The 23,629-nt window shown below is 57.2% G+C and carries 24 protein-coding genes and 2 tRNA genes; 20 read left to right on the forward strand and 6 right to left on the reverse strand.

From position 1 onward, the window contains the following. The 3 genes from FIV46_RS00810 to FIV46_RS00820 form a co-directional block, all read right to left on the reverse strand. Positions 1 to 1,107, reverse strand: coding sequence for an efflux RND transporter periplasmic adaptor subunit (locus tag FIV46_RS00810; RefSeq protein WP_139937904.1), 1,107 nt, complete (start codon positions 1,105 to 1,107; stop codon positions 1 to 3). After that, complete coding sequence (locus tag FIV46_RS00815; protein ID WP_139937905.1) at positions 1,104 to 4,220, reverse strand: efflux RND transporter permease subunit; 3,117 nt, start codon at positions 4,218 to 4,220, stop codon at positions 1,104 to 1,106. The genes FIV46_RS00810 and FIV46_RS00815 overlap by 4 nt, the downstream gene beginning before the upstream one ends. Before the next feature lie 142 nt (positions 4,221 to 4,362). Continuing rightward, entirely contained in the window at positions 4,363 to 5,217 is an 855-nt protein-coding gene (locus tag FIV46_RS00820; RefSeq protein ID WP_219845811.1) for a mechanosensitive ion channel family protein, read from the reverse strand. 527 nt (positions 5,218 to 5,744) lie between these two features. On the opposite strand from FIV46_RS00820, the gene FIV46_RS00825 reads away from it, so the two are divergent. From FIV46_RS00825 to FIV46_RS00860, 8 genes are all read left to right on the forward strand, one after another. Further along, positions 5,745 to 6,500, forward strand: a complete 756-nt coding sequence (locus tag FIV46_RS00825; RefSeq protein ID WP_139937906.1) for a substrate-binding periplasmic protein — start codon at positions 5,745 to 5,747, stop codon at positions 6,498 to 6,500. 111 nt (positions 6,501 to 6,611) lie between these two features. Beyond that, complete coding sequence (bufA2, locus tag FIV46_RS00830) at positions 6,612 to 6,866, forward strand: BufA2 family periplasmic bufferin-type metallophore (protein ID WP_139937907.1); 255 nt, start codon at positions 6,612 to 6,614, stop codon at positions 6,864 to 6,866. 58 nt (positions 6,867 to 6,924) lie between these two features. After that, complete coding sequence (gene bufB / locus FIV46_RS00835) at positions 6,925 to 7,770, forward strand: MNIO family bufferin maturase (protein ID WP_139937908.1); 846 nt, start codon at positions 6,925 to 6,927, stop codon at positions 7,768 to 7,770. Continuing rightward, on the forward strand, positions 7,767 to 8,567 hold the full coding sequence (locus FIV46_RS00840; protein WP_139937909.1) for an HvfC/BufC N-terminal domain-containing protein: 801 nt from the start codon (positions 7,767 to 7,769) through the stop codon (positions 8,565 to 8,567). The genes bufB (FIV46_RS00835) and FIV46_RS00840 overlap by 4 nt, the downstream gene beginning before the upstream one ends. 161 nt (positions 8,568 to 8,728) lie before the next feature. After that, positions 8,729 to 9,004 (forward strand): BufA1 family periplasmic bufferin-type metallophore, encoded by a 276-nt coding sequence (locus tag FIV46_RS00845; protein ID WP_139937910.1) that lies wholly within the window; start codon positions 8,729 to 8,731, stop codon positions 9,002 to 9,004. Between the two features lie 18 nt (positions 9,005 to 9,022). After that, positions 9,023 to 9,901, forward strand: coding sequence for an MNIO family bufferin maturase (gene bufB, locus FIV46_RS00850; RefSeq protein WP_219845812.1), 879 nt, complete (start codon positions 9,023 to 9,025; stop codon positions 9,899 to 9,901). After that, complete coding sequence (locus FIV46_RS00855) at positions 9,898 to 10,680, forward strand: HvfC/BufC N-terminal domain-containing protein (RefSeq protein ID WP_139937911.1); 783 nt, start codon at positions 9,898 to 9,900, stop codon at positions 10,678 to 10,680. Before bufB (FIV46_RS00850) ends, FIV46_RS00855 begins: the two co-directional genes overlap by 4 nt. Next, positions 10,677 to 11,189, forward strand: a complete 513-nt coding sequence (locus tag FIV46_RS00860; protein ID WP_139937912.1) for a DoxX family protein — start codon at positions 10,677 to 10,679, stop codon at positions 11,187 to 11,189. Before FIV46_RS00855 ends, FIV46_RS00860 begins: the two co-directional genes overlap by 4 nt. Before the next feature lie 3 nt (positions 11,190 to 11,192). On the opposite strand, the gene FIV46_RS00865 is transcribed toward FIV46_RS00860, so the two are convergent. Further along, on the reverse strand, positions 11,193 to 11,633 hold the full coding sequence (locus FIV46_RS00865; protein ID WP_139937913.1) for an iron-sulfur cluster assembly scaffold protein: 441 nt from the start codon (positions 11,631 to 11,633) through the stop codon (positions 11,193 to 11,195). A gap of 181 nt (positions 11,634 to 11,814) precedes the next feature. On the opposite strand from FIV46_RS00865, the gene nhaB reads away from it, so the two are divergent. From nhaB to FIV46_RS00910, 9 genes are all read left to right on the forward strand, one after another. Next, positions 11,815 to 13,413: a sodium/proton antiporter NhaB gene (gene nhaB, locus FIV46_RS00870; RefSeq protein ID WP_139937914.1), complete on the forward strand. Its 1,599-nt coding sequence runs from the start codon at positions 11,815 to 11,817 to the stop codon at positions 13,411 to 13,413. Between the two features lie 207 nt (positions 13,414 to 13,620). Further along, a complete protein-coding gene (locus tag FIV46_RS00875) occupies positions 13,621 to 14,226 on the forward strand; it encodes a cold-shock protein (RefSeq protein WP_139937915.1) in 606 nt (201 codons plus the stop codon). A 59-nt stretch (positions 14,227 to 14,285) separates the two neighbouring features. Beyond that, positions 14,286 to 14,828 carry a DUF192 domain-containing protein gene (locus tag FIV46_RS00880; protein WP_139937916.1) on the forward strand — a complete coding sequence of 181 codons (543 nt, stop codon included), beginning with the start codon at positions 14,286 to 14,288 and terminating at the stop codon, positions 14,826 to 14,828. A gap of 127 nt (positions 14,829 to 14,955) precedes the next feature. After that, positions 14,956 to 15,032: transfer RNA gene (locus FIV46_RS00885), tRNA-Pro, on the forward strand. Positions 15,033 to 15,157: 125 nt separating this feature from the next. Beyond that, complete coding sequence (locus FIV46_RS00890; RefSeq protein WP_139937917.1) at positions 15,158 to 15,445, forward strand: ETC complex I subunit; 288 nt, start codon at positions 15,158 to 15,160, stop codon at positions 15,443 to 15,445. 13 nt (positions 15,446 to 15,458) lie between these two features. Beyond that, positions 15,459 to 15,535 (forward strand) — tRNA-Arg (locus FIV46_RS00895). Positions 15,536 to 15,683: 148 nt separating this feature from the next. Beyond that, the gene (locus FIV46_RS00900; RefSeq protein ID WP_181163000.1) at positions 15,684 to 16,985 is read left to right on the forward strand and encodes a spinster family MFS transporter; all 1,302 of its coding nucleotides are present in this window, start codon (positions 15,684 to 15,686) and stop codon (positions 16,983 to 16,985) included. Between the two features lie 154 nt (positions 16,986 to 17,139). After that, positions 17,140 to 17,595 carry a (2Fe-2S)-binding protein gene (locus FIV46_RS00905; protein WP_139937919.1) on the forward strand — a complete coding sequence of 152 codons (456 nt, stop codon included), beginning with the start codon at positions 17,140 to 17,142 and terminating at the stop codon, positions 17,593 to 17,595. Beyond that, positions 17,592 to 19,844, forward strand: coding sequence for a xanthine dehydrogenase family protein molybdopterin-binding subunit (locus FIV46_RS00910; protein WP_139937920.1), 2,253 nt, complete (start codon positions 17,592 to 17,594; stop codon positions 19,842 to 19,844). The genes FIV46_RS00905 and FIV46_RS00910 overlap by 4 nt, the downstream gene beginning before the upstream one ends. Before the next feature lie 6 nt (positions 19,845 to 19,850). Here the strand turns inward: FIV46_RS00910 and hisI are convergent, their stop codons facing one another. Further along, positions 19,851 to 20,267 carry a phosphoribosyl-AMP cyclohydrolase gene (gene hisI, locus FIV46_RS00915; protein ID WP_139937921.1) on the reverse strand — a complete coding sequence of 139 codons (417 nt, stop codon included), beginning with the start codon at positions 20,265 to 20,267 and terminating at the stop codon, positions 19,851 to 19,853. A gap of 118 nt (positions 20,268 to 20,385) precedes the next feature. Here hisI and FIV46_RS00920 point away from each other — a divergent pair, with 118 nt between their 5' ends. Genes FIV46_RS00920 through FIV46_RS00930 form a run of 3 tightly spaced genes read left to right on the forward strand, consistent with a single transcriptional unit; the run spans position 20,386 to position 22,442 of the window. Beyond that, positions 20,386 to 20,853 (forward strand): Fur family transcriptional regulator, encoded by a 468-nt coding sequence (locus tag FIV46_RS00920; RefSeq protein ID WP_139937922.1) that lies wholly within the window; start codon positions 20,386 to 20,388, stop codon positions 20,851 to 20,853. A 10-nt stretch (positions 20,854 to 20,863) separates the two neighbouring features. Next, entirely contained in the window at positions 20,864 to 21,625 is a 762-nt protein-coding gene (gene znuC, locus FIV46_RS00925; protein ID WP_139938600.1) for a zinc ABC transporter ATP-binding protein ZnuC, read from the forward strand. After that, complete coding sequence (locus FIV46_RS00930; RefSeq protein WP_139937923.1) at positions 21,618 to 22,442, forward strand: metal ABC transporter permease; 825 nt, start codon at positions 21,618 to 21,620, stop codon at positions 22,440 to 22,442. The genes znuC and FIV46_RS00930 overlap by 8 nt, the downstream gene beginning before the upstream one ends. Before the next feature lie 2 nt (positions 22,443 to 22,444). On the opposite strand, the gene FIV46_RS00935 is transcribed toward FIV46_RS00930, so the two are convergent. After that, the gene (locus FIV46_RS00935) at positions 22,445 to 23,614 is read right to left on the reverse strand and encodes a cystathionine beta-lyase (protein WP_139937924.1); all 1,170 of its coding nucleotides are present in this window, start codon (positions 23,612 to 23,614) and stop codon (positions 22,445 to 22,447) included. Positions 23,615 to 23,629 lie beyond the last annotated feature (15 nt).

Below are 23,629 nucleotides of genomic sequence, written 5' to 3' on the forward strand. Positions count from 1 at the left end.
TCAGGACAGGTCGCTGCCGGAGACCACCTCCACATCCTGTCCTGCCCTCAGGGTTTCACCGCCACGGATGATGACCCTGTCACCGGCCTTCAGGTTACCCTGCACCTCGATCAGATTGTCTTCAACGGCGCCGGTATTGACGGCGACATTTTCCGACTTGCCCTCATCATTGACCCGGAACACATAATTGCGGCCGGCGCGGACGATCAGGGCATCCCTCGGGATGGCCGTGACCGTGCGGGGCAGATCCTTCGGCAGGTTAACCCTGACGGCAGACCCTATTATCCACAAGTTTTCAGGGATTTCCAGACGGATTTCCACCATGCGGCTGACATTGTCGCCAACCGGGATGATGGCGCGGATCGGGGTGGCGATGCGCTCGGTCCCGTTTGTCACGGTGATATTCATGCCGGCTTTCAGTCCTTTCACCAGGGCGAGGGGAGCCTGGGCGGTGATTTCCGTCTCCTTGGTGTCGACCAGGCGCACCACTTCGCTGCCGGCGGAGACATATTCACCGACCGAGATAAAGCGTTCGACCACCCAGCCCGGGACCGGGGCCCGGATCACGCTTTTGTCCAGCAGGTATTTGGTCCGGTCCCGTTCCGCCTTGGCCTGTTCCAGCTGTTGCTTGAGCACGTCGAGGGCGGAGACGGCTTCGTCATAGCGGGCTTCGGATATATTGTCCCTTTTCAGCAGGGTTGCGAGGCGGGCGACTTCCTTCTGCCGGAAGGTGATCTGGGCTTCGGCGCTTTTGATATCCGCTTCCCGGTTGGTGAGGTCAAGGGTCAGCAGCCGGGTGTTCAGGCGGGCGACGGGATCACCCTGTTTGACCTGGGTGCCCACTTCCGCGACCCAGTCCACCGTGGCGGAGGTTTCTGCCGCCAGGCGGGAATCATGCATGCTGATGACGCTGCCCGGCACCGTCAGGGTCGGCGCCATTTCGGTGCTGACCACTTTCTCCACGACCACCCGCGGTTTCGGCATGTCCTGGGCCTGTGCGCCCATTGGCGCGGCGACGGGCAGGGCCAGCAGCAACAGCAGGCCGGCTTTTCCGCTCGCACGGGTAAATTTATTTATTCCATTATGGAGAACCGCAGAAAGGGTCATTCTCCCACTCCTATCATTTTATCGTCTTCTTGTGCGTAAGTCCGGTTGCTGACCACAATCTTCGGGCGCAGGTTGCTACGGCCCAGCTGCAGCAGGCTCGGCATCAGCAACAGGGTAAAGATGGTGCTGACCGTCATGCCGCCGACAATGCTGGCGGCGAGGCCGCGGTAAATGGCGCTGCCTTCACCCGGGAACATCAGCAGCGGCAGCATGCCGACAATGCTGGTCAGGGTGCTCATCAGGATCGGCCGCATGCGCAGTTCAAGGGCGGTTTGCACGGCTTCGGAACGCTCTGAGCCTTCACTTTCCGCCTTGCGGGTCTGTACCACCAGCAGGATGGCGTTATTGACCACCAGGCCGAGCAGGATGATGAAACCGATCATGGTCAGCAGGTCCAGCGGCTGGAAGGTTATCAGGTTCAGCAGCCGGATGGCAGCCACGCCGCCAACGGTGGCCAGCGGGATGGAGATCACCACCAGCGCCGCGTCTTTCGGTGACTTGAACAGGGCGGCCAGGATCAGGAACAGCAGGCCGAAAGCGAGCAGGAAGTTGGTGCCGAGGCTGTTGACGGCCTGTTTGAGCTGGTTGGCGCTACCACCGTAAATGATGCTGCCTTCCTCACCCAGGGCTTCCCGGGCGGCGGGCTCGACTTTTTCCCTGATGATTTCCAGCGCTTCCTGCAGCGCCATGCCTTTGGGCGGCACCACGTCGATGCTCATGGTCCGGCGGCCGTTGGTGCGTTTGATAAACTGCGGGCCGACAGTGGCCTCCACATTGGCCAGTTCGCCAAGCTGCATGATGCCGCCGCTAGTGGTGGCCAGCGGAATGGCGGCAATATCTTCGCCATTTTCGCCGGGCGCGGTTTTCAGGATGATGTTCATCCGTTTGTCGCCGTCGAAATATTCACCAACATAGAGGCCGCTGCCGAGGGTCTGGACCACCCGGGCTACTTCATTTCGGCTCCAGCCGGCTTCCTGGATGCGGCGGTCGTTAGGGGTGATAATCAGCTGCGGCTGGGTCTGTTCGCCGGATTGCTGGGCCCGGACCATGGCCTCGGGCATGACCTCGCGGATCAACTCCGTGACCCTGGCGGACGCTTTCGCGAGAACCTCTTCATCCGAAGACTGGACATTAATTTCGATGCTGCCGTTGCCGCCAAAGCCGCCGAACAGGTTACCCTGGCCGCCAAAGGCCTGGACATCGGGCAGGCCGGCGGTGATTTCCTCTTTGACGACTTTTTCCAGTTCCTTAACCATGCCTTGGTCCTTGGCGCGGATGCCGATGGTGCCGCCCTGTCCGCCGTTCCAGGTCAGGATGTAATAGTTCTTGAGGGCCGGCTGTTTTTCGCCTTTCATATAGGGATCAAGCCGTTCGACAATGGTGGCGGTGATTTCGTTGCGCAACACGTCGGACGATGTGCCGGGAGGAATCTGCAGGAACATGTCCACGGCGTCGCGTTTCACCGGCGGCAGATAGTCCATTTTCGGGAACATCAGCCAGCTGCTGAGGAGCGACAGGCCGATCAGGCCGAAAATCCAGCCATAGCGTTTTCTCGGCGTATTGGTGACTTTCATGATGCCGGCGGAAATGCGCTTCCAGGTGGCCTTGTTGCGGTCTTCCGGCATCTTGCCGTGCATGAAGTGCTTGTTGGCGACGGGCAGAATCGTCACCGCCACCACCAGCGAGAAGCTGACGGCAATGGCAATGGTCAGGGCCAGGTCGGCAAACAGCTGTCCTTCAACATCCTCGAGGAACAGCACCGGGATAAAGATCGCCACGGTTGTCGCCGTGGAAGCCAGCAGCGCGCCCCAGACCTGCTGGGCGCCTACCTGGCAGGCGTCGGTATCCTTGAGGCCCTTTTCCCGGAGACGGCAGATGTTTTCCATCACCACGATGGCGGCGTCAAGCACCATACCGGTGGCGAAGGCAAGACCGGCCAGGGAAATCACATTGAGGCTGCGGCCGGTCAGTTGCAGGACGATGAAAGTGGCGAGCAGGCAGACCGGGATCGTGGTGGCGATAATGAAGGTGGCCCGGGTCTGGCGCAGGAACCACCACAGGATGCCGACGGCAAAAGCCACACCGATCAGAAGGTTGGAGCTGAGCAGTCCGATCGCCCGTTTGATGAAAACGGAAGGATCGAAGGACTTCTGCATGGTCAGGCCCTTTTCCTTCAGGATGGTTTCATTCAGTTCGTCCGCCAGAGCATTGACCCGCTCGATGGTGGCCAGGGTATTGGCACCCGGCTCCTTGAAAATATTCAGCGACAGGGCCGGGTTGCCGTTCTGGATGCCCACGTCGGTCAGTGTGCCGCGCTGGACCTTGATGTCGGCGATATCGCCCAGGCGGATCGGGGTGCCGTCGCGCCAGTCCAGGATCATGTTGCTGAGATATTCCGGTGTATAGCGGCCCTGGAACCTCAGGGTATAGCGCTTGCGGCCTTCCTCGATGGTGCCGCCGGACACATCACGGGACTGGCCGGCAAGCTGGGCCACGCGGGGGATCTGGATATTCAGCTGCGCCGCCTTGAAGGGGTCGAAAATGATCTGGACCTCTTCCTCTGGCATATTGGTTTCATTGTCGACCCTGGCCACGCCTTCCAGCGATTCAATCCGCGGGATAATAGTGTCGTTGACATACTGCATATAGTCCTCGACATCATTCGAGTTACCCGGCAGTTTCTGGATGAAATAATAAATCAGCCGGTCGCTGTCCTGACCGCCGCCCATGTTCAGGACGGGCTGGTCCGCATCGGCGGGCAGGGGGGGCATGCGGTTGAGCCGGCTGATAACATCCAGCAGGGTTTTGTCCATATTGGTGGAAATGCCGAACTGAAGGTTGGCCCAGGCGCCGCCCTGGTTGGAATAGACATTCAGTTCCTCGAGCCCGGGAATGCCCTGGAGAATATCCTCAAGGGGCTCGGTGATTTCAGACTCCACTTCGGTGGGGGAGGCCGCCCGCCAGGGCGTCCAGATGGAAACCTGGGGGTATTCGATATTGGGGAACAGCTGGACCGGCAGTTTGCTGATGCTGAAGGCGCCGAAAAGAAAGATAATGGCCACGATAACGGCAACGACGGCCGGGTTTTTCAGGCTTTTCTCTGTCCAATTCATGTCAATCCCCTGTCCCTGGATGATGTCCTTAGGTTGTTCTCATCATCCGGGATACAGGGGAAATTATACAATTGGTATCTGTTTGCGATAAGCCGTTGGAAATTGGCGACGAACGGCTTAACGCTATTTGAAATAGTGGTTTTTAGCCCTGGCTCGGCATGGAAATGACATGCATATCCATCTGCGGATAGGGGATATTGATGCCTTTTTCATCCAGCTTGTGCTTGATGTTTTTGGTCAGGGCGAATTTCACCGGCCAGTAGTTGGCGTTGGCCGCCCAGGCCCGGACAATAATATTGACGGAACTGTCGCCAAGTTCGCCGACAAACATGGCGGCCTCGGGATCCTTCAGCACGCGCTCGTCGGCATCAAGGACCTCGCCGATCGCCTTCATGGCGTCATCGATATTGTCGTCATAGCCGATGCCGATGACCAGGTCCACACGACGGTTGGTATGGTGGCTGTAATTCTTGATGGAAGAGCCCCAGATGGCGCTGTTGGGAACAACAATCTGGATATTGTCACCGGTGGCCATTTCGGTCACAAACAGGCCGAGATTTTTAACGGATCCTGCATGGCCGGCAGCTTCGATAAAGTCCCCGACCTTGAACGGTCGGAAGATCAGCAGCATGACGCCGGCGGCCACATTGCTGAGCGTGCCCTGCAAAGCCAGGCCGATGGCGAGGGAGGCGGCACCGAGGATGGCGATCAGGCTGGCGGTTTCCACGCCGAACCGGCCCAGGACCGCGATCAAGGTGAAGATCAGGATGACATAGCGGACCAGGCTGGCAAAAAAGGAAGTCAGGGTTGCGTCGACTTTTTCGCTCTTGCTGAGCAGTTTCCTCGTCCCGTTGCGGGCCCAGTTGGCGATGATCCAACCGACGATCAGGGTCAACAGGGCAAACAGGACATTCAGTCCGTAGGTTTCAACATAAAACATGATGGTATCCATATTTTCCATCACTGTTTTTTGCACTTGTTCTACATTTTCTTCCATAGCGGGGGTCCTTTGGGTTGTTCCCTGTTTATAGTTAATAAAGAGTAAATTTGATTATTAGCAAAATGACTACAAAAGCAATATCTAATGAATAATACAGGGAAAATTCCCGTAGCGGTCACTGTGTAAAAGGGGGGGGAGGGACCTGGCATATGTTGGGTTTGGATGGGTGGATTGGGCATATGCCAGGTCAGGGTATTCATAGGGTATATGTACCAACCGGAGGACGGCGGAAGATTCTAAAAAGACCAAAAAAGAAGCGTCCGCCGCGGCAATATCAGGGATGCTCCCCACTGAGTATCGCCAGTTCCTGTTGGTGAGTCTCAATATACAGCGATTTCTGATAATGTAAATAAGAATTATTATTAATTATGCATTTTTAATTTTTGGTCGCAACTATTATTCCGGCCTACTTTAGGTCTTCCAAAAGCAATATCGAATGCGTTATTATAAGAAAAAATCAGGGCTGCATTTCTGGGTAGTTGTTTACTTTTCATGGGATATGGAAGAGTTTGTCAGAGATTTTTATGCCTATAGCCACCGTTTTCAGGATTTTCCTCATATTACTTGCCGGAGTTATTGCCAGCTCTTCCGTCCGGGCGGAAGATAAGGGCTCAATTGTTATCTACAGCCTGGATATTGAGGGGCTGATCGGCAATTCAAAAGGATCGAAATATAATACCCTGCTGGACAGGGTGAGCCGGGAAACAGGTCTGAACATCATTTTGAAGGCTTATCCCGGAAACCGCCTGATGCGGGAATTCGAAAAATCGCACGGGGCCTGTTTGTTCCCGGATTACAGGGCGCCGGAGGGCCAAGGCTTTATTTTTACCGTCCCCTTCAACCAGGCGTTGGGCCATCTGGTCACTCTGAAAAAGGATAATGGCGAACCGCTCAGGGGAATTGACGGCCTGAGAGTGGGGATTGTCAATGGGTACGGATATGATTTTACCGGCCTGGACAAGGCCGCCAGCCTTGTTGGTGTGGAAACCGAACGCCAGAATCTCAACCTGCTGCTATTCGGTCGTGTGGAAGCTATTTTGTCGTATTTTCCTGATCTGCCGCTCGTGGCAACTGCTGAGGAAATGGACCAGTTGATATTTGACGAGAAGAAGCCTGTCTTCACGGCTCCTGAAAGGTTTGCCTGTGTCGATACGCCTGAAAACCGCCGGTTTCTGAAACAGTTTGATGCGGTTGTCGCGCGCCTGTATGAGAGCGGGGAACTTCGCGATATCCTGAGCCCCTTTTTTTACGGACTGCCGGAACAGGACAGAGCGCACTAGTCGTTTACACAAAGTTGTGAACGGCTGTGACTGTATCCGCCTGGGTGCTTTTGTTATGTGTTGATGGCTAACAAACAAGTATATGCATCAACATCAGAAAAGGACTTACTAATGAGCACAACTATGAAAACAGCCGGGCTGGCCATGGCCGTGGCTGCAGCCGGTTTCTTTGCCGCTGCTCCTGCCACGGCAACCGCCGGCGAGGGTGCGAAAGTAAAATGTCACGGCGTGAACGCCTGCAAAGGCCACAATGACTGTAAAACGGCAAATAACGCCTGCAAGGGCCACGCTGCCTGCAAGGGGCAGGGCTTTGTCGTCATGTCTGAAGAAGCCTGCCAGAAAATCGGCGGCAAGGTCGAAAAATAATCGTTCCGCGAATATTTTAAAGACGTAAAATAGCGGCTTCACAGGGGCCGCTATTTTTATGGATACCATGACACAAGAACATTTTCTGGGATATGGATTAGGGCTGCGGACGGATCATTACGAGGAGATTCTGTCCGGCGGACCGGCCGTGGAAAATCACGTTGACTGGTTCGAGATCATCTCGGAAAACTATATGGTGCCGGGGGGCAAGCCTCTCTATTACCTGGACCGGATCGCGGAACGATATCCGCTGGTCATGCACGGGGTTTCCCTGTCTATCGGTGGCACCGATCCTCTTGATCTGGACTATCTGCGGGACCTGAAAAAGCTGGCTGATCGCATCGATCCCCACTGGATCTCTGATCATTTATGCTGGACCGGACAGGGCGGGCATAATCTGCATGACCTGATGCCGCTGCCCTACAGCGAAGATGCCCTGGACCATGTGGCGGCGCGTATCAATCAGGTGCAGGATTTTCTCGGTCGCCGTATCCTGCTGGAAAATGTGTCCAGCTACCTGACATACAAGAAGTCGGACATGACGGAGTGGGAGTTCCTGGCGGAACTGGCCAATCGGGCTGATTGCCTGATTCTGCTTGATATCAATAATATCTTCGTCAGCGCCTTTAATCACGAATTCGATCCCATAGACTATTTAAAAGCAATGCCGGCCGACAGGGTGCGGCAGTTCCATCTGGCCGGTCATCAGAATAACGGCGACTATATTGTGGACACCCACGACCAGGATGTGCCGGGGGATGTTTGGAACCTGTACCGAAAGGCGCTGGAGCTGTTCGGACCGGTGTCGACCATGATTGAACGGGACGACAATATCCCGCCGCTGGCCGACTTGCTGGCGGAACTGGACATGGCCCGGGCCATCGGGGCGGAGGTGCTGTCATGACGTCTCTGGCGGATCTGCAGAAAATGTTCAAAAGCGCGGTGATGGAAAGAGCAGAGGAATTACTGCCGGAAATCGCCGAGGGCGGACGGATCACGCCGGAAAAACGCCTCGCCATTTATGCCTATGCCTATGGCGCCAGGCTGCGCGAGACTTTGGAAAAGGATTATCCGGTCCTGCACAGCCTGCTGGGCGACGACCAGTTTCATGATCTGTGCAACGGGTATATTGCGGCATTTCCGTCGCAACATCCCTCTCTGCGATTTTTCGGTCAACGGCTGGCGGAGTATCTGCAGGAAGGGGCCTTCAGCGGGCAGCCTTTCCTGGCCGAGATGGCCAGGTTCGAATGGACCTTTATCGACGCCTTTGATGCGCCGGACATATCGCCGGTCACGGTAGAAGAGGTTGGCACCCTCGACCCCGGCGCCTGGACCACTCTGAGGTTTGAGTTTCATCCGTCCCTGAACCTGAATTATTTCGACTGGAATGTCCCCGTTCTGTGGTCAGCGATAAACCGGATGAATGAGGGCGGAGAACCGGAGGCTATCCATCCGGAGAAAAATGACACCCCCACTGCAGTCATTCAGTGGCGTAGTGAGATGGTGAGCTACTTCCGCTCTCTGGAGAGAGATGAAGCAGAGGTCCTGGCGCGGGCGCGCCGGGGGGCGGACTTCCCGGTCCTATGCGGACTTCTGGGGAGCTATCACGGGGACATGGCCCCCATGAAGGCGGCGGAATATCTCAAGATATGGATTGCCGAGGGACTGGTCTGCGCCCTTGAGTATGCTCACGTCGGCTGACTTCACGGCAGTTCACAAAATTTCACAGGGAATGTGATGAACTGTGATTTTCCTCTTCACGGCAATTGTGGGAAACAGGATGTACCGGTTTGCCCGGGAGTTCCGGGGAAAAAAGTTTTCCTGCGGCTCCCTGAAAATCGCTCATTGAAGAAGGAAAGAGAATGAACAAGACCACCGTTAAAACTACATCCACCCTGCTGGCGTCGGCGCTGATGGCGGCAGTTGCCATGGCGGGATCCACGTCATCGGCACAGGCCGGCGAAAATAAAACCGAAAAATGCTATGGCGTCGTCAAGGCCGGCAAGAACGATTGCCAGACAGCGACCAGTTCCTGCGCGGGGACCTCAAAAGTCGACGGCCAGGGCGATGCCTGGATATTACTGCCCAAAGGAACCTGTGAAAAACTGGTCGGCGGCAGCACGTCACCGAAAAAATAACCCGGCGGACGGATCCCCATGAACAGCATCATGTCCGCGTCCAACCCTCACTTGGTGGACATGCCGGTCCCGGCTTCGGCCGGGATCGGGCTCAAATCCTGTCATTTTGAGGAAATCCTTGATACCCGGCCCGATGTCGGCTGGTTCGAGGTCCATACGGAAAATTACATGGGGGAAGGGGGGCTTGCCCATTATTTCCTGGAGTGGATCAGGGAGCGTTATCCGCTGTCCATGCATGGCGTCGGTCTTTCCCTGGGAAGTGCCGCAGGGCTCGACCCGGATCATGTTGAGCGCGTGCGGCGAGCGGTGGACCGTTACCGGCCCGACCTGGTGTCGGAGCATGTTTCCTTCAGCACCGTTGACGGCAAATTCCTGAATGACCTTCTGCCGCTGCCTTATACGGAAGAGGCGCTGGACATCATCTGCCGCAATATTGATCACCTGCAGGAAACCCTGGGACGCCCTATTCTGGTGGAAAATCCCTCCACCTACCTTGAGTATAATCTGAGCAAAATATCAGAACCGGAATTTCTGAACGAGGTTTGCAGAAGAACCGGCTGCGGGCTGCTGCTGGATATCAACAATATTTACGTCAGTTGCTGGAATTGCGGCGGCGACGCCGCGGCATATATCAGGCAGATCACGCCGCGCCATGTCGGCGAATATCACCTGGCCGGCCATGCGGAAAAGAAGTGGCAGGACCGGATTATCCGGATCGATGATCACGGCAGCAATGTCTGCGGCAGGGTATGGCAGCTCTATGACCTGGCGCTGGACTGTATCGGCGCACGGCCGACCCTTGTCGAGTGGGACTGCAATATCCCGTCGCTGATGACCTTGCTGCAGGAAGCGGGCCGGGCGGAGAATGCCCTGGCCGGGCGGGAAGCCGCACAATGAAACTGGCGCGGCTTCAGGCAAAATTCAAAAACTTCCTCCTGGAGGGGGCGGCGGCCCCGCTCGAACGGCATGTCCGGAACCAGGGCCGGCATGCGGACGAACGACTGATGATTCACTATAATAACTGCCGGATCACGCTGGAGGCGGCGCTGGCGGATAATTTTCCCGTGCTGTGCCGGTTGGTGGGGCCGGCTTTTTTCAGGCAATTGGCGCGTCGCTACATCAAGAGTTGTCCGCCGGAGTCCCCGGTGCTGGCTGAATACGGAGAGCATTTGCCGGATTTTATCGCCGGTATCGAGGAGCTTGAGGACTACGGCTATCTGCAGGACATGGCCCGACTGGAAAACGCCTGGAACCGGGCCCTGCATAGTCGCAATGCGGTTCCGCTCGGTCCGGCGGAGCTGTCCGGAATGGAGATGACCTCGCCCGGGGACCTCTATTTTACTTTTCTGCCGTCCCTGTCCCTGGTCTCCAGCCGCTACCCGTTGCGCCGCATCTGGCAAGCCAACAGGCATGAGGGGGCTGTTGTGCAGGAAGTCGATCTGGATGACGGCCCCGATCATATCCTCCTCTATCGCCCGGAATGGCATGTGGAAGCCATCAGCGTTGAACAGGACGTGTTTGATTTTGTCCGGTTGCTCAAGGCCGGGCACAGCCTGGGCCAGGCGGTTGAGAAAATTTGTGAGGAAAAGGCTGATTTCAGGCTGCCGGAGGCGCTGGGCCTGATTTTCACGTCACGACTGATAACGGAAATTTCCAATGGAAGGATAATAACATGACACTGGGACAGCGGGTGCCTGTTCAGAAATGGCACCGGATTACGGAAATGTTCGAAAAGATTCCGGCGCCCCTGCTACTTTTGCTGGCCCGGCTGGGAATGGCGGGTATTTTCTGGCGCTCCGGCATGACCAAGATAACCATCGATGCAGACGTGTCGAATTTTTCCCTGCAGCAAATGTGGGCGGTGGCCAGTTTGAACTGGTCGGTGTCCGACTTCACCTACATCCTGTTTGAAAATGACTATGCCCTGCCGTTTCTTGCTCCCCGGATTGCCGCTCACCTGGCCCTGCTGGCAGAACTGACGTTACCGGTCCTTCTGGCCCTGGGGCTGTTTACTCGCCTGTCCGCCCTCGCCATGCTGGGTATGACGCTGGTGATCCAGCTGTTTGTCTTCCCGTACCTCTGGCCTGATCATAGTTTATGGGCGGCAGCGCTGCTCCTGCTCGTCGCGAAGGGAGCGGGGTGCTGGTCGCTGGATTTTCTGGTGGTCAAAGGCCTGAAATGCTAACCCTCAATCATCGGTTTCCCCGGACATGGCCCGGATCAGGGCCTCGAAGGGCAGGGTCACGCACCTGTAGCGGTTTTTATGTTCCGCCACCGGCGAGAAAATTGACAGTTGTTGCCATTTTTCCGCCGGCCAATCGACATTTTCCAGGGCGTCGCTCTCAAGGCCTTCCAGCAGGAGAGACTGCACCTGTTCGAGACTTTCCACGGTCTCTCCCGGTGCCGTTTCCGCCAACAGGGCGGCATTGGCCTGGCACAGCACGCAGGCTTTGGTTTCATGGCCCATCGACGAAATCCGGTTATTCTCCAGGCTCAGATGCACGGTAATGCGGTCGCCGCAAAGGGGATTTTGCAGCGTATAACTGATATCCGAATCTGCCGGGCGGCCATGGCCCGTTGCCCGGGCGGCCTGACTGAGAATGGCTTTCTGATAGAGTTTGTCGATCATTCTGCCTGCCTTAATCGATCACAAAAGTGATGTCCAGCCTTTTTGCACCGTGCAAATGGCGAATCCATACCGATTTTTTCCGGTTTCGCTTGATCTTGGGGGGCTTGTATCAGTATGTAAGAGCGGAGCCTTTCCTGATCAGGGAAAATTGGATAAATCTTTGGAAGGTGTAGTAAGTCAGATGGTAAGAACCCTCACGCAAGGTCTGGTCAAAAATTTTATGGGCCATTCCCCGGAATGGTACAAGCTGACCATTCTCGGTTTTTTAATGCTTAATCCATTTTTGTATGCGGTGCTCGGTCATGAAACCGGACCTTATGTGGTCGGTTGGATCCTGGTGCTTGAATTTATTTTCACCCTGGCGATGGCCTTGAAATGCTATCCGCTGCTGCCGGGGGGGCTGCTGGCGCTTGAAGCCTTGTTCATGAGGTTGACCACTCCGGGTGGTGTTTTTTATGAAGTCAGGCACGGTCTCGAAGTGATCCTGCTTCTGGTCTTCATGGTGGCCGGTATCTATTTTATGCAGAACCTGCTGCTGTTCACCTTCACCAAAATCCTGCTCAAGGTTCGTTCCAAGGTTACCCTTTCGCTGCTGTTTTCCTTCGTTGCGGCTGTTCTGTCGGCCTTTCTCGACGCCCTGACGGTGACCGCCGTGGTGATTACTGTGGCCGTTGGTTTTTACGCCATCTTCCATAAGGTGGCGTCAGGCAAACATTTTCATCACGAACATGATCATTCTTCTGATGAGTCCGTGGAAGAGCTCCACCGTTCCGACCTTGAACAGTTCCGTTCCTTCCTGCGCAGCCTGATGATGCATGCTGCTGTCGGTACGGCGCTGGGGGGCGTCTGCACCCTGGTGGGTGAGCCCCAGAACCTGATCATCGGTGGTGTTGCCGGCTGGAACTTTGTCGAGTTTGCCATTCGCATGGCGCCGGTGACCATGCCGGTCCTGGTGTGCGGCCTGATGACCTGCTTCCTGCTGGAGAAAACAGGGATGTTCGGCTATGGCGCCACTCTGCCGGAAAAAGTACGTCATATTCTCCAGGATTATGATGCGGAACAGTCCGCGAAACGCAGCAACGCCGAAAAGGCCGCGCTGATTGTACAGGGGATTGTCGCCCTGTGGCTGGTGATCGGCCTGATGTTCCACCTGGCAACAGTGGGCCTGATCGGCCTGTCCGTCATCGTATTGCTGACCGCATTCAACGGTGTCACCGAAGAGCATCAGATCGGCAAGGCCTTTGAAGAGGGGCTGCCCTTTACCGCGCTGCTGGTGGTCTTCTTCGCCATCGTCTCCGTGATCAACGACCAGGAACTGTTCAAACCGGTTATTGACTATGTGCTCAGCCTTGAAGGCACCCATAAAATTGCCGGCTTCTATGTCGCCAACGGCGTTCTGTCGGCGATCAGCGACAATGTGTTCGTGGCGACGGTCTATATCACCGAGGTCCGCAATGCGTTGCTGCATGGCCTGATCGAGCGTGATGTCTTTGACCTGATGGCGGTGGCAATCAATACCGGGACCAATATCCCCAGTGTCGCAACCCCGAACGGTCAGGCCGCATTCCTGTTCCTGCTGACCTCTGCTCTGGCGCCGCTGATCCGCCTGTCCTATGTACGGATGGTGATCATGGCGCTGCCCTATACGATTGTGATGTCCATTGTCGGGCTGATGGCGGTAATCTATCTGCTCATCCCCTATACCAATCACATGTATGAAACCGGCATGATTACCCATCATAGCAAAGCCGAGCTCAACGTTGAGGGTGAACATCACTGATGTATATGCGGGACTAAAAGATCCGCAAAACAATTGAAAAATCAAACATTAGGCAGGGTTTTTACAATCCTGCCTTTTCTTTAGGGGTTTGTAATATTTTTAAACCTATGGTTGGCCTTTCTTCGAATACGTGCTATTATTAGATCGTTGAATTGAGAGTAATGTACAAATTACCTTTTGGGGAAGAATACACGGGAAGTAGGTACAATGGAGTCAGGTGCTGCAGTTGGTGCGCAGGTAGAACTGGAAAATGTTGACAGTCATGCCGGGGCGGAAATAGAGGAAAAAAAGGCTCAGAAGATCCAGAATAATTCGGAGCCTTTTGAAGAGGTGGACGGAGCTGTTAAGTGGTTTGACGCCGTCAAGGGCTACGGCTTTGTCGATGCCAACGATCACAAGGGTGATATCCTTGTTCATTTTTCCATTTTGAAGGAACTTGGACGTCGCTCCCTGCCAGAGGGCGCCACGGTCAAATGTCTTTCTGCGGATCGCCCCAAGGGTCGTCAGGCCGTAAAAATCCTCGAATACGATCTTTCGACGGCTGTCGAAAAAAGCGAAAACCCGGCCTCCCGCATTGACGAAAATATCGATATCAGCGAGCTTGAGTTTGTTGAAGCGACCGTCAAATGGTTCAACCGGGTGCGCGGTTACGGTTTTGTAAATCGCGGCGACGGTGGTCAGGACATCTTTATCCATATGGAAATCCTGCGTCATTTCGGTATGGACCACCTTGTGCCGGGACAGACCGTTCAGGTCGCCATTGATGAAGGCGACCGTGGTCTGATGGTCAAGGCCATTAAATCCTTCAGCTGATCAAACTTGCCTTTTAATTGCCGGAATTTTCTGACATCCTGCCAGTGAAGGGATGGCGGATGACAAGAACTATTTTTCCAGTCGCATTACGAAAAGACAAGAGGTTTGCCAAAGGTGTGGCAGCTGTTCTGATCTTGCCTGTTCTGGTCCTTGTTTTATGGGCCGGTTCGATTGGGCAGGTGGCGGGACAGGATTTTGGAACCGTTCAAAAAACACAATCAGAGGTTGTAATTGAGGGCGGGGGTGAGAGCCATGGCTTCCGGGTGGAACTGGCTGCGACACCCTCCCATCGGGCCCAGGGGCTGATGTATCGAGAGGCGCTCGCTGACAGCGAGGGTATGTTGTTTTTGTTTGACGAGGTGGCGCCGGTGGTCATGTGGATGAAAAACACCTTCATCTCGCTTGATATGCTGTTCGTGGATGAAAGTGGCAAAATCGTCAATATTGCCCATTCAACGACACCGCTTTCCCTGACCCGTATTCCGTCGCGCTATCCGGTGCTGGCGGTTCTGGAAATCAGGGGCGGACTTTCCCGCGAACTTGGCATCAAGGTCGGGGACCGGCTCCGACATGAGGCTTTCGCACATTCTGCGGCGAAGTAACCTGCCGCCCGATGGTTTTCCGCCGATGGCTTTCCCCCCGATGGTTTTCCCCAGGCGGTAAAAAACGCTCCGACCCGTAAAAAAGCTTGCCCTTGGCATGGGGATCAAGTATGAACCCGCCATGACCCGGGGAGTGGCGCAGTCTGGTAGCGCATCTGGTTTGGGACCAGAGGGTCGCAGGTTCGAATCCTGTCTCCCCGACCATCCTTCTCTGAAAATTCCGAATTTTTCCCGATTAAACAAGCCGCAGGCGATTTTTCTGCTTTCCCTTCAGGGGGCTTTGCGATAAACAACTGAGAACGATTGAGCCAACGGTGACAGGTGAAAAAATGACGGTACGCATATACAAACCGGCCAAGAACGCCATGCAGTCCGGAACCCGCAAGACCAGCAAATGGGTGCTGGAATACAGCCCGGAACAGCACAAGCATTTGGACCCCCTGATGGGCTGGACCGGATCCGGCGACATGCACGGCCAGGTCAGGCTCAAATTTGACAGCCGCGAGCATGCCATTGCCTATGCGGAAAAGAACGGCCTTGACTATGAGGTGATCGAACCCCATGTGCGCAAGCCCCGCATCAAATCCTACGCGGATGCGTTTGCCTTCAAAGGCTAGAGAACAGAATAAAGGCTCCGTAGCTCAGCTGGATAGAGCAACTGACTTCTAATCAGTAGGTCGCAGGTTCGAATCCTGCCGGAGTCGCCATGTATTTCAAGGGCTTAGTGGATATTCTGCTGAGCCCTTTCTGTATGGCGATCAGCCCCTGCCGTTCGCGACCACACGCCGGTCATATTTTGACTGGAATACTTGCATGCCAGAGTGTAGGTTTGTACCTTGCGTGGGAGGATTGGGTATGGAAACGTCTGCTGCAACTTCAGGGGCTTCGGTAAAGGTCAGCCGCAAGGCCTGGATCATTCTGGCCTTGCTGACCGTGGCGATGGCGATCAGCTATGTGGATCGTTTTGTCCTTGCCATGCTGATCCAGCCGGTCAAGATGGAGCTGGACCTGTCCGATACCGAGATCGGCATTGTCACCGGTTTTGCCTTTTCCGCCTTTTACGCCCTGTTCGGCCTGGTGATGGCCCGCTTCGCCGACACCAGGGGTGTGCGCAAGGTCTTTGTCGGGTCGCTGCTGGTCTGGAGCGCCATGACGGCGCTGTGCGGCGTGGCCCAGAATTTCTTCCATATGCTTGTCGCCCGCTTTGGGGTCGGCGCCGGTGAGGCCGGGGTGGCGCCGGCGGGACATGCCACCCTGGCCCGGGTGTTTCCGGCCGAGCGGCACAGCATGGCGTTGGCGGTCTTCAGCGCCGGCGGTCCGGTGGGAATCATGCTGGCGCTGTTTGTCACCGGGGTGGTTGAAGCGGCGGTGGGCTGGCGCTGGACCTTTGTCCTGATGGGGGTGCCCGGGGTTGTCCTGGCGCTGGTGATGCTGTTGGCCGGTGGGATTTTTCCGGCCCGGGCCGAGTCCCTGCCTGGCGACCAGCCGCCGGAAAACCTGCTGTCCGCCGTCAAAAGACTGGTGCGGATGCCGATCTTTATCGGCGTCAATCTGCTGATGTCGTCTGTGATTTTTCTGGGGTTTGGCGTCGGCCAGTGGATTCCGGCCTATTTCGAACGCACTTTTGCTGTGACCCGGGCCGAGCTTGGCGTGAGTCTCGCTTTGACCCAGGGGATCGGCATGCTGGCGGGCAGCGTCGGCGGTGGCCTGGCGGCAGACTGGCTCATGCGGCGGGAGAAAAAATGGCGCAACTATTTTATCGTCGGCACCATCCTGATCGCCATCCCCCTGTCAATCAGCGTTTATTTCGCGGGTAACGTGACATCGGCATCGTTGCTGGTCGGGCTCGCGATCTTCTTTATGGCCATGCCGGTCGGGGCCATGTGGGCGACGGTCCAGGATGTGGCGCCGGAGGAACATCGCGCCACTGGTTCCGCGATCACCATGATGGTCGGCTTTGTGATCGGGCAGGGGGTTGGTCCTTTTGCCATCGGGCTGGCCAGCGATTTTTTGTATAACAGTTACGGTATCCTGTCACTCCGCTACGCCCTGATTATCTGTGTCTCCTCGGCAGCGGTGCTGATGCTGATTCCTTTGTTTTTGCTGGGCGCCCATACCCGGCGCGGCGGCGGCGAGCCACAGCCGAGCGAGCTCTGAAATGGTGCGCCGGGTGGACCTCATATGCCGGATATTTGCAGCCTCAAAAAAAACGTTAGTGTAGCAAACTTTTTTGCCGATAACCTGTTCAAATAATCCGGGGGCTGTGCTATGACGTACCAGCAACGGGTATATCAATTCTGGATGGGTAAAAATGACCAAATTCAAGCTCAATGGCGAAAGCCGCACCTATGACGGTGACGGGGACATGCCGCTTCTGTGGTATCTCAGGGACGAGGCCGGACTGACCGGCACTAAATTCGGCTGCGGTGTCGGCCAGTGCGGCGCCTGCACGGTCCATGTGGGGGGCGAGGCGGTGCGCAGCTGCCTCACTTTCATGGAAGACCTGGAGGGTGAGGAAGTGACCACCATCGAGGGCCTGTCAGAGACCGGCGATCATCCGCTGCAGCAAGCCTGGGCCGACCATGATGTGCCCCAGTGCGGCTATTGCCAGTCCGGCCAGATCATGCAGGCCGCGACCCTGCTCAGGGACAATCCCAATCCGAGCGACCAGGATATTGTCGACCATATGAACGGCAACCTGTGCCGTTGCGGCACCTACCAGCGCATCCGCAAAGCGATTAAATCAGCAACGGAGGCGTCCAAATGAACCAGATTACACGACGTTCCATTCTCAAGGGGGCTGCCGCCGGCAGCCTGGTGCTGACGGTCCAGATGGGCGGCTTTAACATGGCCCGGGCCATGTCCGGCCGGGAACAGCCGCTCGCCCCCAACCTGTTTGTGGTCATTGAACCGGACGGCACCGTCTTGATCACTGCCCATCGCTCGGAAATGGGCCAGGGCAGCAAGACCGGCCTGCCGCAGATTGTCGCCGACGAACTGGGCGCTGACTGGGCCAAAGTGAAAGTGATTCAGGCCGACGGCGACGCGCGGCTTGGCGACCAGAATACCGATGGTTCCCGCTCCGTGCGCTGGTTTTATGTCAAAATGCGGGAAATGGGCGCCATGGCCCGCCTGATGCTGCAGCGGGCCGCGGCCCGGGAATGGGGCGTGGAGGCCAGCGCCGTCAAGGTGGACATGCACAAGCTGACTTATGGCAATAAAGAAATGGGCTTTGGCGAGGCCGCGGTGCTGGCGGCGGAAGATCCGGTGCCGGCGGTTGAGGAACTGACCTTCAAGTCGCCTGCGGAATTCACCTATATCGGCAAGCCGGTCAAGATCGTCGACCTTGGCGACATGGTGACCGGCAGGGCCATGTACGGCCAGGATATGAAGATCGACGGCATGCTCTATGCCCTGGTTGCCCGCCCGCCGGTGCAGGGTGGCAAGGTCAAGTCGTTTGACGCCTCTGCGGCGCGCCAGGTCAAGGGCGTGATCGACGTGATCGAAATGCCGGCCGTGTCGGTGCCGACCATGTTCAACCCGGTCGGCGGCGTCGCCGTGCTGGCCAACAGCACCTGGGCCGCCATGAAGGGGCGCGAGGCGCTGGACATTGAGTGGGATGCTGGCGCCGACCATCCTGACAGTGTCGATTTGCACAAGCAACTGCTGGAAACGGCGAAAATGCCGGGTGTCTATACCGGCCGGGCCGAAGGTGATGTGGACAAGGCGCTGGGGGAGGCAGACCGGGTGATCGAAGCCAGTTACCAGATGCCTTACTATGCCCATGTGCCGATGGAGCCGCCGGCGGCGCTCGCCAGTGTCACGGCGGAAGGCGCCGAAATCTGGGCCTGTGTTCAGGACCCGCAGTCGGTGCAGGATGTGGTGGCCGCCACCCTCGGCTATATGACCACCAATGACAAGGGGCAGCCAATGCCGGACCGCTCCAGGGTCACGGCGCATGTGACCCTGCTGGGCGGCGCTTTCGGACGTAAATCCAAGCCGGATTTCTGCGCCGAGGCGGCTTATCTGTCGCAAAAGACCGGCAAACCGGTCAAGGTGGTGTGGACCCGCGAGGATGACATTCGCCATGATTATTTCCATGCCATCAGCGCCCAGCACTTCAAAGGCGGGCTGGACAAGGACGGCAAGGTTACGGCCTGGGACCATAACACGGTGTTCCCCAGCATCCTGTCCATTTTCAATCCGGCAGCCGATCAGCCGAGCCCGTTTGAAATGGGGCAGGGGCAGGTAGACCTGCCCTATAATTTCCCCAACACGCGCATGACCTGCGGCAAGGCCAGGACCAACCTGCGCATCGGCTGGCTGCGTTCGGTCATCAATATCCCGCACGGTTTTGGTATTGGTTCCTTCCTTGACGAACTGGCTCATGCAGCCGGGCAGGACCCGAAGGAGTTCCTGCTGGAGTATCTATCCCCGGACCATCTGGTGCCGGTGGATGACTTCCCGGCCAAATTCAATTACGGCGAAAGCGGCAAGGATTATCCGTTCGAGACCGCCCGGCTGAAGAATGTGCTGAACCTGGCCGCCGACGGTATCGGCTGGGGCCGTAAGGTCCCCGAGGGGCACGGCCTCGGCATTGCCTGTCACTACAGCTTCCTGACCCATGTGGCCGTGGCCATGGAAGTGGCGGTCAAGGACGGGGGGCTCAGCATCCCGAAAGTGGATATCGCCGTCGACTGCGGTCGTTATGTCAACCCGGACCGGGTCAAGGCCCAGATGGAAGGGGCGGTGATCTTCGGCCTGTCCCATGCGCTCTATTCGGAAGTGACCACCACTGGCGGCGCCGTGGACCAGAGCAACTTCCATGATTACCTGCTGACCCGCATGGACATGGCGCCGGACGTCACCGTGCATCTGGTGGACAGCGACGACAAGCCGCGCGGGGTGGGTGAGCCCGGTGTGCCGCCGGTCACCGCCGCGCTGTGCAACGCCATCTTCGCCGCCACCGGCAAGCGTATTCGCAAGCTGCCGCTCGGCGATCAGCTGGAAAGCTAAACGTGATCAGTCGGAGGAGCCGTAGAGCTCCTCCGGCGATTTTTCCACCTCGGCGATTTCTTTGAGCCCTTCGTCGGTGACTTCGGTATAGAAACAGGTCCGCCGCCCGGTGTGGCAGGCGACGCCTTCCTGGTCGACCAGCAGCAACAGCGTATCGCCGTCGCAGTCGATGCGGAAATTCTTCAGGGTCTGCACCTGGCCGGAGCTTTCGCCCTTGTGCCACAGCTTCTCCCGCGAGCGGGAAAAATAACAGACCCGGCCGTTGTTCAGGGTCTCGATCACCGCTTCCCGGTTCATCCAGGCCATCATCAATACCTCGCCGGTGTCATGCTGCTGGGCGATGGCCGGCACCAGGCCGTCGTCGTTGAAGCTGATGGCCGCCAGGGCCTTTTCGATGGTGTTTGCGGACAGGGGATAAGTCATGGGCGGTTACCGGTTTTGAGTCATTTAATTTCAATTATGCCTGAAGACTTGAAATTGGTTGCGTCTCAGGCCACTATTACCTAAATGTTATGCCATAACAATACAAGAACAGCCAGTAATGACACAAGCAGCTCATAAGCACGATCACGACAAATGTATCGAACAGGCCCTGCAGACGGCGCGGGAAATCTGTGACCAGCGGGAAACCCGTTTCACACCGCTGCGCCGGAGTGTGCTGGAACTGGTGTGGCGCGGGCACAAGCCGGTGACCGCGTACGAGCTGTTGGACATGCTGAGCCAGCAAGGCAAGAAACGGGTGGCGCCGCCGACCGTCTATCGGGCGCTGGATTTCCTGATCGAGGAGGGGCTGGTGCACCGGCTCGAATCCCTCAATGCCTTCATCGGCTGTCCGGATCCCTCTCACAAACACCAGGGCCACTTCCTGATCTGCCGCAACTGCCGCACGGTCAAGGAAGTCAACGACAAGGGTTTGCACAATAAAATCGCCAAAGTGGCCGAGGACAACGGCTATACCTGCGAGCACAGCATGCTTGAAATCATGGGGCTCTGTGACAGCTGCCGCTGACGTGACCCCGATGAGCACTCTTCTTGACCTGAAAAATATCACCAAAAGCTTCGGCGGCCGGACCGTGCTGCAGGATGTGGACCTGAGCGTGGATGCACGGGAAATCGTCACCCTGATCGGGCCAAACGGCGCCGGTAAAAGCACCTTGATGAAAATCGCCCTTGGCCTGACGGCGCCGGACAGCGGCGAGGTGGGGCGCAAAAAGGGGCTGGTGATCGGCTATATGCCGCAGAAACTTGCCATTGATGACACCCTGCCGCTGCAGGTGGAGGATTTCCTCAAGCTGCGTCCCGGCGTGACAGGCGAAGCTGTCGACGAGGTGCTGGAGACCGTCCGGCTCAGCCGGTTCTGCAAAAGCCCGGTGCAACGGCTGTCCGGCGGCGAGATGCAGCGTCTGTTGATGGCCCGGGCCTTGCTCGGCAACCCCGATCTCCTGGTGCTGGACGAGCCGGTGCAGGGTATCGATATTGCCGGGCAGGAGGAGATTTACCGCCTGATCAAGCAGACCCGGGACGACCGCGGCTGCAGCGTACTGATGATCTCCCATGACCTGCATCTGGTGATGTCGGCCACCGACCGGGTGATCTGCCTCAATCACCATATCTGCTGCCAGGGCGCGCCGGAATCCGTGCGCGACAATCCGGACTATCATGCCCTGTTTGCCGGCAGTGCCGAAAATATCTCCATGTATACCCACCATCATGACCACCATCATGACAGCCGGGGCAATATCGTGCCCGGCCCCCATGACGAGGCGTGCGATCATGACTGACAATATTATCTACAATTTTCTGAGTGCGATTGACGATTTTATCCTTTATGCCCTGGCGGCGGGAATATTGGTGGCGATTGCCGCCGGGCCGCTGGGCTGTTTCCTGGTGTGGCGGCGCATGGCCTATTTCGGCGATACCGTGGCCCATTCCGCCCTGATGGGGGTGGCGCTCGGCTTTGCCCTTGGCACCACCAATCCAATTGTCATGATCCTGGTTTGCGCGGCGGTGGCCCTGTTTCTGCTGTTGCTGCAACGTGACCGCAGCCTGTCGTCGGATGCCCTGCTCGGCATTCTCGCCCACAGCGCGCTGTCCATCGGCCTGATCATGATCGCGCTGCAGGAAAGCGTGCGCCAGAACATGATGTTTTTCCTGATCGGCGATATCCTGGCCATTGATACCGTCGACCTGTATCAGCTGTCGGCCATGTGCCTGGCGGTGCTGGTGATCATGGCCCTGATCTGGAAAAACCTGCTGTCGGCCACGGTGCATGAGGACCTGGCGCGGGTTGAAGGCGTGCCGGTGACCCGCACCAAGATCATCTATATGCTGATGATCGCCACCCTGGTGGCGCTGGCGCTGAAAGTGACCGGAGTGTTGCTGGTCACCGCCCTGATGATCATCCCCGCCGCCGGGGCGCGCAATATCGCCCGCAGTCCGGGGGTGATGGTCGGACTGGCGGTGCTGATTGGCGTGCTGTCGGTAATCAGCGGCGTATTTGTCTCGTCAACCTGGGATGTGCCCACCGGGCCGGCCATTGTGCTGTCGGCCACGGTGGCGTTTGTGGTGACCCGGATCGCCTGCCTGCAGCGGGCCTGAGGCTAGTTGTCGATCCGGGCAAAACCCTTTTCCAGGTCTTCGATCAGGTCGTCGGCATTCTCAAGGCCGATATGCAGCCGCACCAGCGGGCCCTTGGCCTGCCATTTGACGGCGGTACGGTTTTTATCGAGACCATGCGCCGGCAGGATCAGGCTTTCATAGCCGCCCCAGGAGAAGCCCATCTTGAACAGTTCCATATTGTCGAGCATGGGCGTGAGCTGGCTTTCCTTATAGTTGTCGGTCATAACGAAGGAAAACAGGCCGCAACTGCCGAGGAAGTCGCGCTTGAAGAATTCATGGCCCGGGCAGCTTTCCAGCGCCGGGTGACGGACATGGTCCACTTCCGGCCGGCTCGCTAACCAGTCGGCGACTTTGAGGGCATTTTCCTCATGCTGTTCCAGGCGCAGGCCCATGGTCCTGAGCCCCCGCAGGCCGAGATAGACATCATCCGGCGCCGCGCAATAGCCGAGCTGCAGGCTCATTTCCCGAAGCTGGTCCCAGCATTTTTCATTGGCGGTCGCGGTGCCGAGCATGGCGTCGGAATGGCCGACGATATACTTGGTTGCCGCCTGGATCGAAACATCCACGCCGTGTTCGAACGGCTTGAAGTTGAATGGGGTGCCCCAGGTATTGTCCATCAGCACGATCGCGCCCTTGTCATGGGCGGCTTTGGCGATGGCCGGGACGTCCTGCACTTCCATGGTCAGGGAGCAGGGGCTTTCCACAAACACCATCCTGGTATTGTCTCGGATCAGTTCACTGATCCCGGACCCGATCAGCGGGTCGTAATAGGTGGTCTCCACGCCCATATTTTTCAGATAACCGTCGCACAGGGTGCGGGTCGGCTCGTAGGCGCCGTCGACCATCAGCAGATGATCGCCGCTTTCAAGGAACGACAGCATGGCGCCGGTCACCGCCGCCAGGCCGCTGGGGTACAGCGCGCATCCCACACCGCCTTCCAGTTCGCACATCGCATCCTGCAGGGCAAAATGGGTCGGCGTGCCGCGCCGGCCGTAATACATGTGGCTCCTGGCGCGGTTGCGCACCGCCTCGCGCATGTCGGCGACAGTGTCGAAAACAACAGTGGAGGCATGGTAGACAGGCGGGTTGACGACGCCGCCGGTCCATTGTTTTTTGCGTCCGGCTTCAACCAGTCTGGTTTCTTTCTTCATCGGGCAGGACTTTCC

It is taken from the genome of Emcibacter nanhaiensis (genome assembly GCF_006385175.1).
In the GTDB taxonomy this organism is placed as follows: Bacteria; Pseudomonadota; Alphaproteobacteria; order Sphingomonadales; family Emcibacteraceae; genus Emcibacter; species Emcibacter nanhaiensis.